This window comes from Methanosarcina acetivorans C2A, assembly GCF_000007345.1.
GTDB classification, from domain to species: Archaea; Halobacteriota; Methanosarcinia; order Methanosarcinales; family Methanosarcinaceae; genus Methanosarcina; species Methanosarcina acetivorans.
In genome coordinates this window covers 3,499,046-3,512,889 of record NC_003552.1, presented here as the reverse complement: position 1 = coordinate 3,512,889, position 13,844 = coordinate 3,499,046, and the positions used below count along the sequence as shown (strand labels likewise).

The 13,844-nt window shown below is 36.0% G+C and carries 13 protein-coding genes and 1 tRNA gene; 3 read left to right on the top strand and 11 right to left on the bottom strand.

Translation table 11 applies throughout. The annotated features are described in order from the left end of the window. Positions 1-43: 43 nt before the first annotated feature. A complete protein-coding gene (nikR, locus tag MA_RS14755) occupies positions 44-466 on the bottom strand; it encodes a nickel-responsive transcriptional regulator NikR (RefSeq protein ID WP_011022768.1) in 423 nt (140 codons plus the stop codon). Positions 467-1,218: 752 nt separating this feature from the next. On the opposite strand from nikR, the gene MA_RS14750 reads away from it, so the two are divergent. Further along, entirely contained in the window at positions 1,219-1,986 is a 768-nt protein-coding gene (locus tag MA_RS14750; protein ID WP_011022767.1) for a peptidylprolyl isomerase, read from the top strand. Positions 1,987-2,141: 155 nt separating this feature from the next. Next, positions 2,142-2,226, top strand: a tRNA-Ser gene (locus tag MA_RS14745). Positions 2,227-3,310: 1,084 nt separating this feature from the next. Here MA_RS14745 and MA_RS14735 read toward each other — a convergent pair. From MA_RS14735 to MA_RS28805, 10 genes are all read right to left on the bottom strand, one after another. After that, a complete protein-coding gene (locus MA_RS14735) occupies positions 3,311-4,246 on the bottom strand; it encodes a tyrosine-type recombinase/integrase (RefSeq protein WP_157860263.1) in 936 nt (311 codons plus the stop codon). 180 nt (positions 4,247-4,426) lie between these two features. Next, entirely contained in the window at positions 4,427-4,600 is a 174-nt protein-coding gene (locus MA_RS27235; RefSeq protein WP_157860262.1) for a hypothetical protein, read from the bottom strand. After that, on the bottom strand, positions 4,600-5,364 hold the full coding sequence (locus tag MA_RS14730; RefSeq protein ID WP_157860261.1) for a hypothetical protein: 765 nt from the start codon (positions 5,362-5,364) through the stop codon (positions 4,600-4,602). Before MA_RS14730 ends, MA_RS27235 begins: the two co-directional genes overlap by 1 nt. Positions 5,365-5,833: 469 nt before the next feature. Beyond that, the gene (locus MA_RS27225; RefSeq protein WP_157860259.1) at positions 5,834-6,001 is read right to left on the bottom strand and encodes a hypothetical protein; all 168 of its coding nucleotides are present in this window, start codon (positions 5,999-6,001) and stop codon (positions 5,834-5,836) included. Then, positions 5,998-6,618 carry a hypothetical protein gene (locus tag MA_RS14725; RefSeq protein ID WP_011022764.1) on the bottom strand — a complete coding sequence of 207 codons (621 nt, stop codon included), beginning with the start codon at positions 6,616-6,618 and terminating at the stop codon, positions 5,998-6,000. The genes MA_RS27225 and MA_RS14725 overlap by 4 nt, the downstream gene beginning before the upstream one ends. After that, positions 6,615-6,998 (bottom strand): hypothetical protein, encoded by a 384-nt coding sequence (locus tag MA_RS14720; RefSeq protein ID WP_011022763.1) that lies wholly within the window; start codon positions 6,996-6,998, stop codon positions 6,615-6,617. Before MA_RS14720 ends, MA_RS14725 begins: the two co-directional genes overlap by 4 nt. Then, complete coding sequence (locus MA_RS14715) at positions 6,998-8,914, bottom strand: hypothetical protein (protein ID WP_011022762.1); 1,917 nt, start codon at positions 8,912-8,914, stop codon at positions 6,998-7,000. Before MA_RS14715 ends, MA_RS14720 begins: the two co-directional genes overlap by 1 nt. 15 nt (positions 8,915-8,929) lie before the next feature. Then, entirely contained in the window at positions 8,930-9,130 is a 201-nt protein-coding gene (locus MA_RS14710; protein ID WP_048065529.1) for a hypothetical protein, read from the bottom strand. 585 nt (positions 9,131-9,715) lie between these two features. Continuing rightward, complete coding sequence (locus MA_RS14705; RefSeq protein WP_011022760.1) at positions 9,716-11,710, bottom strand: HEAT repeat domain-containing protein; 1,995 nt, start codon at positions 11,708-11,710, stop codon at positions 9,716-9,718. 199 nt (positions 11,711-11,909) lie between these two features. After that, positions 11,910-12,188, bottom strand: a complete 279-nt coding sequence (locus tag MA_RS28805; RefSeq protein WP_011022759.1) for a hypothetical protein — start codon at positions 12,186-12,188, stop codon at positions 11,910-11,912. Between the two features lie 514 nt (positions 12,189-12,702). Between MA_RS28805 and MA_RS14700 the strand changes: the two genes are divergently transcribed. Then, positions 12,703-13,842: a hypothetical protein gene (locus MA_RS14700; protein ID WP_011022758.1), complete on the top strand. Its 1,140-nt coding sequence runs from the start codon at positions 12,703-12,705 to the stop codon at positions 13,840-13,842. Positions 13,843-13,844 lie beyond the last annotated feature (2 nt).

The window sequence follows — 13,844 nt, the reverse complement described above, 5'->3', positions numbered from 1 at the left end:
AGGGCGTCTGCGAAATCAGATAGATTTTTTCAGTCCTCTTTGTTTATTCTGTCTTCACTTCAGGCATGGTTGTCAATCGGGAGTGCTTAACTCCTTTCAGGCTGAGGATTTTTTCAGCCAGCTCTACTATTTTTTCCCCTTCTCCTTCGAGGATTATCGTTTCAAAGCAGAAGTCTTCTTCTATGTGGAAATGAACCGAAGAGGTTATCAGGTCTATATATTCATGCTGAATTTTTGCTAGGGTACTTGTTATACCTTTTTTTGAGCAGTCGTATACCAGAGAGATGGTTGCAGCTCTTGCGCCCTTTATTTGCTGCATCCATTCATAGTGCTGGTTATATGTCCTTATGGCATCCCTTATACCTTCAGAGCGTGAGGAGTATCCTCTCTTCATAAGGGTTTTATCGAACTTGTCCAGAAGTTCCCCGGGAAGGGAAACCCCTATTCTCATGAGCTTTTTTTCCATACACCTCTCCTGAACGCGGAGTCCTTTCTATCGGGCCTTTCCTGCTTAATTTGTTTGAATGAAAACCAAGCAAGTTTGTCAAACAGATAAAAACCACTATATCTCCTTATCCCCATCAAACATTATATCCAAGGTTGTATTTAATATTTTATCGTATTCAAAGCCATTTACAGAATCACAGAGCAAAAATGATTAATAATTAGAGAACTTTTGATTCAAAGAAGGTTTTTGGCTGGAGTAATCAAAATCACTCAGGAGACTTATCTTGAAAAGCCGAAAGGACTTTCCTAGATAACTACAATCAGCACAGAGTTTCCTTCCTGGATGGACGAAACCGTACTCCGGCTGAATAGGAGACTCAACTAATGAAAGACAGCATGACCGGCTCTTTCCGGACAGGCTTCTTTCTGCCGGAACTTCTCCTTAGAAAGCTAAGAAAAGGATATTTTGCCTCAGATGACAGTTTCAAGCCGAAGATGAAAGGAATTCTTCTTCTTTTTTACAGGTTGAACTTTTTCCATAAAGTTCTCTAAATGGCAGCAGGTGCTGTTTCAGGATAAATTTTACTTAAATTCAAATTTTTACAATGACCGGCGAGCTTTCAGGCAACCGTGTTGATTCCCAAAAAGCTTATTAAAGCCAGAGTTCTATAGCGTGGAACGCGTTTACTCTGAAAAATCAGGAATTTAATTGATAAAGGATAATTTCCTTCCTTATCAAGTTTAATTAATTTAATAGAAGAGTTGAGAATTATGGCAATTCAGAAAGGCGATTTCATAAAGTTAAACTACACAGGTAGGTTTGAGGACGGCAGGATTTTCGATACAACAGACGAAGAGCTTGCAAAAAAGGAGGAAATCTTTAACCCCCGCGGTCTTTACGGCGGAGACGTTGTTATTGTCGGGGCAGGGCACACCATTGAGGGCCTTGACGAGGATCTTGAAGGAAAGGAAGCCGGATACTCCAGCACAGTTACCATCCCTCCGGAGAAAGCATTCGGTCTGAGCAACTCCAAGCTCGTTGAGACCGTTTCCATTACCAAATTCCAGGACAGAAACGTTCACCCCGGCCTGCCAGTCGAGCTGGAAGGCAAAAGGGGGGTTGTCAGCAGGGTTATCGGCCGCAAGGTCACTGTAGACTTTAACAGCCCGCTTGCAGGCAAGACCGTCAGCTACGAGTACACCATTGAAAAGCTCCTTGAAGACGATGTTGAAATGATCCAGGGTCTTCTCGCCCTCTACACCGGCATGCGCGACATGGAAGTCGAGATCACTGACGGTGTTGCAAAGATCTACGTGCCCACAGGCCTGACCTTCAACCAGCGCTGGCTCATGGCAAAGAACAGAGTCGTTTCCGAACTCTTCAAATACGCCGGGCTCAAAGAAGTCCAGCTCATCGAGAAGCTCACAGCCGAAGCTGAAGCCCCTGTTCCCGCAGAACCTGAAGTAGAAGCAGAAGCCGAAGCTGAAGCCGAAGTTGAAGCAGAAGTTAAAGAAGAGACTTCAGAATCCCATGAATAATTTTCCTGAACTTACAGAAAAGCGAGGAGACCTTTCTCTTCGCAAATTTTATATATAATAATCAGGTTTTCTGTATACGCTTCCCACATATCAGGGCGATTTGCCAGCCTTTATCCGGAAAGCTAGAAAAAAGCATTGAATGTATTTTTCAACATGCTGAGGTAGCCAAGCGGACCACGGCGCCGGTCTTGAAAACCGGTAGCGCCACGCGCTACGGGAGTTCGAATCTCCCCCTCAGCGTAACTCTTTTTCTGGCATACAAAATATCTTTCTTCGTTCGTAATCTCAAGAACGTTTTTTCGAGCAGTCGCGGCAATTAAGAATTTTCAGTTTCATCCCCTTTTTACATCTCTGATTTGACTATTTATAAATCAGTTTGATTATTAAAACACATTTATTACATAATAAGAAAATATATTAATATGTCTTCTTAACTATCTCATTTGAGCTAATAGAGAAACATTATGGGCAACTGAATGAAGGGAGAAACATTCTTGGAATGGACTACGAAACCTATTTAAGATGGATTTATGATTCCTGCCAAACTGGATATCATTCTAGAGATCAAATGACACATGACCTTGTTCATAAAATGATTACTATTTTTTCCATTTTAGTAGCTTTTCTTAGCGCACCTTTACTTATTGATCATACAGGAAAAATTAATTGGTATTATTTTTATGTATTCATCATTTGGACAATCGGCGTTTTGTATCTAGTTTACTTTACAGTTATTCTTTGCACTATGATAAATTGTAAAATTGCATTAAGAAAACAAAGTGAATTGATTGAAAAAGAAATGAGGGTTTTACATGTCACGGTACTAAATACACCATATTTTGAAAACTACTGTATACACATAAACAACTATTACGACTCATATTCCGACACATCTCAATGCAGAAATTGTTCTGATAACTATAACAACAATATAAATAATAAATGCGAGCAGAAAAACAAGAAGTTATCGAGAGGCACAAGGATCTCGAATAAAAAAATTTACCAGTATTGGGAAAGTATAAGCAATCGCGATGGTTGTAGACTCTTTATAAAAAGTACAGACGAGGAAAAAAACTATATCCCAGTGATAGTTTGCTTCTTGTTATTGGAATGGAACTTTATATGCTATTTCTTTAATATATTTAATGAAAGTACAACAAGCTTGTTTAATCCATACCTTATTTGCAATGACTATACCACCATATTAGTGATTGGGTCCGCTATCTTAGCTTACCTAATTACATATAAATTAATAACCAATAAATGTTGGATTAAAGTAGCTATTGATCGAATAACTAAGATCTGACGTTAACACAACGGAAAATCACATTTTAATTCCAAGTTTTGGAACATACTTCATATAAGCCTCTCTGAGCTCATCATGTGTAATGTGATGATAAATATCAATTGCTTCCTTTCTGGAATCTCCCCGGAGCTCCTGAACATATTCTCGAGGACATCCAGCGCGCCTTAACCAGGTAGTAAAAAAGTGTCTGAAACAGTGAGGAGTAAATTTTTCTTCAAGCTTACCTGCAGGATCATGAAAACCCAGTTTTTCAGCGTGTTCAGTAGTAACGGTATATACTCGATCCCGGCAGATCCTGCCACCCTGAGGACCGATAAACAAAGCAGGATTATTTATATTATGATTATAACGCCATTTAATCCAATGATTCATGAAAAAGGAACATTCTTCATCATAAAAAATAGTCCTGTTAGACCGCTTAAAATGATGGTTTTTTAAGATTATCATATTCTTTTTTGGGTAAACATCTGAACGGTCAAGGTCTATGAGTTCCTGTCGTCTAATCCCTGTTTTAGCAAAGACCAGAAACATTGTTTTAATTTGAAGGTCTACTGCAGAATCTATAAGCCACTTCATTTGTTCAAGATTAATAAGCTGCCTTTCTTCGTGCCTTTGTTCCTTGTAGTATCTAATATATCGTTTCCTGAAAGAAGGTATTATATTCTCCTTTACAACCCGTTCCCATACAAGAAACTCGTAAAATGTGGAAAGGGAACAAAAATAATTTTCCACTGTAGAAACAGATAAACCCCTTTCATCTCTAAGCAAAACTAAAAAATCTTTTAAATCGTTAGTACTTGCACTAACAGGATAAAATTGTAAGAAATAGTTTAAGTGACTCTTATAACTTGCAATTGTCCGGGGTGAAAAATTCCGGACAGCGCAATCACAAAGGAATGAGTCAAGAAGATCTATTTCATTCTTTGTAGTCTCAAGTACTAAAAGATCCGGCATATCTATCAGAAAATAGTAAAACAAATATTTCAAATAACACGCTATGGACTAAAATAAAAAAATGTAGTTCAAAATGAGTTGAATATATTATTAATAGAAAAACGAAACCAATGGACTGCCCAGGCAGCCACCCCAAAGGGGACCCGGCTGCCGATAGAGCAGAAACCTTAATGGTTTCGTTTATGAACCATTAAGCCCTGGGTAAGGATAGTGGGGCAACTGCTGCAAGTGTTGAAGCGTATCATTAGCGCCCTGTTGATATCCAAAATAAGCACCAACAGCAACACCGATAATAGAACCTATCAGAATATAATCAACCCAATCGAATTTTACTTTCTTTCCTTCAAAACGCATTATACCACTCCTAAAAACCGAATTAATTTATACAAACTGAAAGAATAAGCAAGTGAAATGTAATAGTATTCCAAAAAATGATAAGGAAAGCCATCAATAGGCTTAAAAGTGAACCGGTTAAAGGTCCAGTAGTCAAAAGCATCGACAACCAATTTTTTAACCCATCTAAAAGCCCGCTCTTTTAAAGGAACATATTCGGGAAGTGATCCTTCCCAGGGTTCAAAAGTCATCGGATTAACAGGACGCTTGATTCTAAAAGCACGATGATTATAAGCGGCTCCTACCTTCCGATTAAAAAGGCTTTTATTCTGAAACTCATGTTTTCGATCCTCAAACTTTCGACGAAACCGCCGCCTAAATAATAAAGGAAACTTGCCGAGATGCCAGCAATGACACTCTACAAACATGTTTGAAATCTCCCTTACAGTTTTAACGACGCCCGTTTGTGAAATTATGATTATTACCAAACCGTTTTGCCTGGACAAACGGAAAAATGAATTATCCGCTTTTGTAAAATTCATCCAGTCAGTACTATCTATATCGCTCCATGCCTCATCTTTAATTATCCAGGCATCGACAAGCGTTTCCTTATACTCATCCTTCCACTGTAAGGACCTATGACCAGTATCAGGATCTATTATTAGAAAATTTGAAAATACAGGGATTTTTCCGGAACGTAGTACAGGTAAGACCTTTTCTACTGCCCAGGAAGTTTTTCCTGACCCTGGGGGACCGTGAACACAATAAATCCCTGGTTGTAACATATTATTACCCAAAAAAGAATTTAAAGAGAAGGAAGGGAATCCGCCCCCCTTCCAGCTCTCCGTTTAGCCGTGCATCATGCTTTTAACGGCACCAACTGCAATTGATATAGCCTTTCGTGAAACCATAAGACCGAAAGGAATAGCAAGACATGTAGTAGTGAACAACTCAGCAGTTGTAGTAATCCAACCATACCCAGCAGTCACTACGGTAGATATATTAGTAATATCGATAGCCAAAGATTTCTCACCTCCTCCCATACTTTTTTATAAATAAACAAAATGGCTAATGTATGAGCGTAAAATTATTCATCAGATAACCGCCTTCCTGCCCCAGAAAGGAAACTAACAATATATAACAGAGAAAAAATTAACAAAAGCTGACAACAGCAAGCTGTAGCATACAAAAGAGTATGTTCTACCGAAGAAGTAGGAGAACCAACAACAAATTCAAGTATACCATAAAGCAAATTCACCACCTCAGATATCTAACAAGAAATTTATCAAGAACAATAAGAAGCAGCAGACCTGCTATAATCCAGAGCACATAGAGAATATCGCCTTCATGAGCAAAAGTCACAAGAGTGACAGTCGCGTTTTCAGGAATTTCATAACCAACAATTTCGACCCCGGTAATCATAATTCATCTCCGAAATCGTCATCAAAATAAGAAACTAATTCATCATCGGAAGGATGAGAATAATAACCAGGAGAGTAATATTCTTCCTCTTCTTCTAGTTCTTCGCGCTGTTTCTTAGCAAGCTCTTTTTCTTTTTTGCGCACCTCTAACATTTCATCGAATTCGTCCCCGGAAATAATCTCATTAGCTTCTATTGCTTCTTCGTCATACATGATCGGATCTTCAAAAAAATCATGAAGACGACTCGAGCCTTTAATATTACGTTCAGCCCCATTTTCAATATTAATAGCCGTAGCTCCCATTACCTCATATAAACCAAGATGTTCAGGATCATAATTAGCTTCGAACTCAAAAGGAGCACGAACAGCGTCTCCAGGTCCAACACCATCTGAAAGAGTATCCGGGATATCATCCGGAAAATCAACCATATCAGCAGGATAATGACGTCCAGGACCTATAATCTGTTTTACCGCCCAATATGCAAAAGCAAAACCAAAAGCAATTGCCAAAATAATCTGCCAAAGCTTATACTCAAAAAAATTGATATTTCCAAGGACTTCAAAACCCTGACCTATAAGACCAGAACAAAAAGCAAGCATATCAGACGCTTCGCTCATATTTTGAACCCCAGTATTTCAACATCCTTAAGATAGCTATACACAGCTTTGAAAAGACGAATAAGAAGACCAGCACCGATTAAAAGAACCCATTCAACAGGCATAAAAGAAGTTAAGAAACCTATAGAAAGATCATAAGCCAGCCTAAAAAGTTCATAAATTGAAGTAATCAAATTAGTAATCGGACTTAACAATTCAGAAATAAAAAGCTCAATATGATAGAAAATTAACCTGAATGGATAAAAAATGGCATTGAGAAGATTAGCAAGAAAATCATTAAGGTAACTTCCGAGCCAGACCTCAAGGTCCTCAGCGGACCCAGGAGACACCAGGAGGACCAAAGCCAGGAAGAAAGAGAAAACAAGCTTAGTAAGCTTCATTATTCATTAGACCCCCGAAGCATCATTGAAACGATAGCAAGGCAAATTACAACAGAACCAAAAAGCCGATACCAAAGAGGAAAAACAGCTTTAACACCAGATCCTAAATCATCAGCAACTTCCTGAGAATCACTCAAATCCTGACCACCCAGGGAAGTAGAGACAATATAAAGAGATCCAGCCGCATCATTAAAAGGAGAAGAAACGTAATTTGCGAAAGCATGAGCGGGAGCAAAAACACCATTAATAGACTCATTTACAGAAGAATAATAACCGGAAGTAGTATTATCAGTGACCACCGTAACATTAGTTTCGTTACCGCCAGGAACATTTATGATTTCAGGAACGTTCGGAGCTTCCGGCCATGTATCATTATTTTCTGACTCATTTTCGAGAGGATCGGGAAAAGGAGAATCAGAATCAGAATCAGAATCAGGCCCATCAGGAGCATCTGGAGGGTCCAAATTATCAATAGGATTATCATCTTCATCATCCTCATCATCTGGGTTTACTTCAGGAGCATATGAATCGTCCCTGGTAGACTGATCTACAAGATAAGAATCACCATCGACTTTGAAATATGCAGAAGCATAATCAAAATATTCAGGATAATCAACAGTAACATAACCAGACTGAGAATAGACCTGAATAATCTGATCATCAGGAGCCCAGGTTTCACCAGGACCAGGGGGAAAGTAAAAAATCTTCACAAAATAAGTATATCCAGGGAGCCCCCAGAGCTCTCCAAAATCATACCAGACCTGGGAAGTATTAGCATCATAATCTATGTAATCAAATTCTTCAGTACTGTTCAGTGTATCTATAATCTGAGTTTCTTGACCTGCGAAAGTTTCAACAATAGTAACACTGATCAAATCACCATGTTCACCACCTGGGTAAGTAGGCGTGATAGTTCCGGATTGACTATCTAACTCAGTATAAACGATAGTTCCATCTTCGTATATTTCCCGGACATAGTAATCAATCAAACCAGAAGTACCCGGATTATACTCGTCTCCAACGTTGAAATTATATGATCCATCCGGATTATAATCAACGTAATTATTGTAGATAGTAGCATTTAATGTATCAACAATTTCGCCGTCAGCCTCCGCCTCTACAGTAATATAGTCCCAGGAATCAACCAGGGGAAAAGAAAAAACAGTTTGAGTAATTTCGTTATTGGTTGCAATACCTAAAGAAGTACTGTCTATTTCTCCATAAACACTACCAGTATGACCATAAGCAGTTAGATTAACAGTTTTACTGTAAGCGTTTTCAGTGGTCAGATTAATATTAACTGTAGAATCGGTTTTATAAAGAGGATAAGGAGAACAACTTAAATCATAAGTAATTGGCACTTCATCAGAATCAAAATAGAAATGGTCAACATAAACATAATGTGTAACCGTTGGTCCATCATCATAAGCCGTAGAAGAAGCATAAGCTTTCAAGGTCTGTGAACCGGTAAGATCTGAAACATCTATTGAATATTTATTCCAACTTGTATTAAATATGGTCAAATATTTAGAACCAATATATACCCTACCCAAGTTCCCTTTCGACCAAAAATAAAGAGTATTATATCCGGTAACATCTACGGTCTGATACATCTGACAGGTTTTTGTAGTACTTCCACCTTCCCCGTCATCATTCCAAACAGAACAATATACTCTGGCATTACCTGAATTGTCATAACTACCAGTAGAATAATAATTCACTTGACATGAGCCGCCCCAATAAGCATAAGGACCTCCCCAAGAACCAATACCGGAAGTAGACCAGCCGGTTAAATTTGTATTAAAATCGCCGTTATTAATATTGGAATAAGCAGAAGCAGGAAGAACAAATAAAAACAGAAGAGAGACGGCAATAAAACCGACCCTCAAACCGTTTTTAGCAGTATTCTCCATCATTTCGAAACCGCCTTTTTACCGCAATTTCTGAACAGCTTCAATGAACGGCTTATTTTTGGGATCTGTAAGAGCTGCCAACATTTCAAGAAATGAGTCCGGAGACAACTTCCCATACTTCGCTTCGGTCATAACAACACTTGCAGAAAAAGCCTTACCCATGTAATTTCCAGCAGGTCTTACCTGAACCTGACCACCAGGATATTTTATAACATCCAAATTCTAATCACCAAACTGATAATATATATAGAAAAAATAAAAACTCTTTCAATTAACTGAATCTTTATAGAGTCAAAAATAACTATGGAATTCAGCAAAATGTTAGAAATAAAACACTTTCACACATGAATTAAATTGTATAAGATTAAAAACAGAAGCAGTAAAAGCAAAATATTTGTTTTTACTTCTGAATACTTTCACCCCGTGCCAAAAATTGGAGAAGTGATAAAACACAACCGGAAGAGACGAAAAAAAAGTTATGCACAGAAATTGTGCACGCAGGACAACCAGAATCTGCACGGTTGTGCAAAAACCGAACAATGACGGAAATAAATAACATTTTGTTAGAAAAATATTACTTTTTCCAGTGGAACCGGAAGTAAATTTCCGGCGAGAAAAAACAGTAACAGGAGAGATTGAAAGAAAGTTATGCACAGAAATTGTGCACGTTTTGGTACTATCTACTAATAGCCCAAAAAGGGAAGAGAGAAAAAATCCACTGAAATTCATACAAAAATTCTATGCTTAAATAGAAGTAAAAAAGAATAAATGAAAGTGATACAATCAAATCTGAAGCATAGGATATCATTTTTTACTCTCATTGAGAGCCCAATCTATCCATTCTTTAGTTCCAAAGATTTTTTTATTTCTAGTAAGTTTAAGCTTCTCGATGGCCCGGTGATCCTTATATCTACCCAAAGATATCGCAACAGAAGAAATAACTCTATAGTTTTCATCATCAAGCGATTCAAGTAAATGAATAAAAGCTCTTTCATTTCTAATAAAACCGAGAGATTCTGCAGAAGTAGCTCTAACATCAGCATTTTTATCTTTTAGTGATTTGATAAGTGCATCTGTAGCTTCTTGATGTCCTAACCGGCCTAAAGCTTCTGCAGCTGCTACTCTTACAGCTGAATTTTCGTGAGCTAAAGACTCAATCAATGGTTTTAACGAAATAACCCCTTGATCCTTTATTCTACCTAGAGCCAAAGCAGCATGTTTTTGAACTCCAAAACTATCATCATTCTGTAAAATTTCGCACAGAATATCTACCGCTGATGGTTCCTCTAAATAACCCAGGGCATAAACAGCTGAACTTCTAGTATTAGAATTATCACTCTTAGTCGCTTGAAAAAATTTATCTAGAATTGTAGGTGGTATTTCTTGGATTCTTTTTACACCGCCCTTAGTGATTTCAATGTACTTTTCACGCGGTAAATTAATATCCGTTAACAATTTTTCACACATAATATATTTTTTTAAGTCAATAGAGTTTTTAAAGTCATCTGAGTGGTAAAAAAGATGTAGAAAAATTTCCAAAATATCTTCGAAATTCTCTAATTCCCTAATAATTTCGTTTGGGTTCATTTTGGAATTAATTCTAGCAAAATCAACAAAAGGATAAAGAATCCTGGATACAAAAATTTTCAAGTCTTCTATAAAATCGTTTACAGTTATATCATGACTTGAACCGTGAATCACATCTGACCTGATCTCATAAATATTAAACAATAAAAAAGGATTTAAAACCTCATTAAGCATCTTTTTCTGAATCAATGATGCCCTTAGAGCTAAAATTTGACCTTTTTTACCCCCTACTTCAGGAATTAGCAAAGCCTCTAAACCAGTACAATATAAAACAAGACAAACATCTGAATCTGTTTCAGTTATAGCTTTTCCAAACCAATGGATAGATCTTTCAATCCTTTTCCTTGTATCGTTGTTTAAAATTAAATCAAATTTATCCAATTCGCTTAAGGAATATTTGATGTTATTTACACAATCTTCATCCAGTATTTTGGTATAAGGGGTTTCTTTGTTGTGTCCAAAATATAAAGAAATGAATCGGTTGCTTGATTCTTTATAAACAAATGCAGAATAACTTATCGCAAAAGATCTAGCTACATAATCTTTATAATTCATTTTGAAAAGGTATAGTTTCAAACGATTCAAGCATTTGGATGCTTTTTTTCGCGCTCTTTCTATGACCAAATCTAAGTTATTACCTTCTTCATAAATAGTAATACAATAATTACCTTCAAATTCAATCAAACGATCAAAAAAAGATTCATAACCAGAATTAGAAGAGAGTGCATCTTTTCTAATGCGATCTAAATCTAACTTTTCAATTAAAGAGTCTCCAATCTCAAAAACTTGCGGTATCCTAGTATAAAAAAAGTTGAGAGGAATAATAACTTTATAAGCTTCAATAGGCTTGTAGATAGTACCCAAAATTTCTTTAATCCTTGTATTAAGCTCTTGATGATTATATTTCTTATAAAATACATCATAGACGAATTTGTTCAGCTCATTCTCTACAAACTCCCGGCCCTCTTTATTGTTACGCATATATTCAAGCCTAGTTTGTGATTTAAGAAATTCAATAAACTCGTCATAAAGCTCGACAGATTTTCCATAAATAGTTATTTTAGATACTTCATACTCAATGTCTTTTGGCACTTTTATGGGTTTAGAACCATAAATACTAAAACCGAAAACCATATCGTCTACATTAGAAAAAGAATTTGCCAATGATTTTAGCTTTTTAGTGGCAATTCCTCTATTCTCTATAATTTGCATAATGTTTACATTTTCAAAAGCCTTTTAAGTTTTTTGATTTGTATCAGAAGGGCTCAATAGAGTATTCGTGTGCATGGTGAAAAGTATAACGGGCTCCGGCTCAAGTTCAACCGATGAGAATGGATAGAGAGTGTGGGGAGTTGAACTAAGCGACATCTCCGAAGGTTACCCGGAATGAAAAGTTTACGCCTTTCTATCGTTAATCTCTCTTCGCGTGCCCTTTTTGCAGCGAGCGACTGCTTGCTTTTTTCAAGGTATCGGATGGCGGATAGGCTGTCGCCATGCCGGAAACCGAAACCATGAAAAGCAAGCCGCCGACATTTTCGCTGCGGGCACACGGCGAGAGTGATATACGATGAGAATGGCTTTCTCTTTTCCTTTCATTCTTTTTTGAACAAATTTTCAGGCCAGCTGCAGGAAGGACAGAATTTTGAAAAATGCCGACTACCTGGTTAAGGCCTTCAAGAACCTGAAGCACCAGGACCAGGAAATTGAAGGAAAAAAGGACAGCAAGGGATACTATAACATTAAAATTGGATAAGAATAAAAATAGATTAGCATTACATTCAAAAGAAATTGTGGAATTTATAGGTAAGTAATATCCATATATAGATTAAGAACACAAGAATATACATATATACAAAAGTACATATTTTTTAGTATGCTCCAACTCGATAAAGAATCAAAGACACTTGGGATCGGTATAATTGTACTCATTATATACACATTATTCAAGGCATATTCTGTAGGATTTATACAGTTGAGCTGAAAAACAATTTCGTTAAACCTTCCATTGTCTAATAAAAAAGGAAAAAGAAATTAGAGCTCAGGAATCTTGCGAATGCCTGCAGAAATAAGTGACACAAAAAGGAAAAGTTCATGTCAAGCTTTCAGGCCAACTCCAGGTAAATTTTCTCATATTCCAAAGAAATTTTTTTGCATTTCCTGGAAGAACTTTAAACAAAAAATCTTAAAAATAAGAAAATAATAATGTGATTGCTATGGAGATATTTCCTACTAATAATAACTTGATTGAAAATTTTTTTTCAATCATAATTATTGGTGGTTTATTATCTTTCTCTCTTATCATTGTACTATTCATTTTCAATAAATTAAATACAAAAAAATCTCTTGATCAAATTTGCAGTGAATTAGATTCCAAAAAAACTGAAGAGGGAAAAATATCGGTTATGAAACATATTCATTCGTACCTTCAACAATATACATTTGAAGAACTTCTACTTTTCAATTTAAAATATAAGGGACATAGATACTTTGACTACTACTACTACTTAATAGTAGTGATAAATTTTATATCTATCTCTATTGCTTCGTTGAGTCCAAACACTCAAATAAGTTCTTTATTCATATATTTAGCTCTTTTATCCCCAATTCCAGTTATTATTTTGCCAATAATTATTCTATTGGCCATAAATAGCAAAGCAGGAATTAAAGAAATTTCGGCATTTAAATTAATTAATAGGCTTTTTATGAACTTATTTGTTAGTGTACTTGTTGTATATTTTTCAACTTTAATTTTTGTTATAATGGGAAATTTAATTTTTACTAATAATCAAGAATTTATTAATAATTTGACACAAAACAAATTTCTTCTTTCTTTAAAAGATCTAACTTTTTACTTCTTAAATTTCCAGATTGAATCAGTCAACAATCAGCTTTCACTTGCTGGATTCTATTTTACATTAGCTGTAGGTGGTACGGTTGTACTATCTTTAATTGACCGGTATTATAAAAAATATGATTCATTAAAGACTCAATTATTAGGACAAGTAAAACCATTTATAGATATATATTCTGAACCCAATTCACGTTTAAACCTTAATTTGTCAAGGATCAAAGATTTTGATTATGAAAAAATCAAAAGTTTCCATGATAAAGTATTAGAACTTCAAAAAAAATTAGAATGCGAGGATATTAAGAATAACCGTATAATGTTAGATAATTATAATATTTTCATTTGGCTTATTATCATTACCTACACACTTGGTATCATTACTATTTTTATACCTGAAAATTTCGAAATTTATTCATTATACTTATTTATATTACTTTCAATTTTCTTTGGTTTATTAACTTTTGTTATATATACTGATTATAAGATGCAAAATTAGTC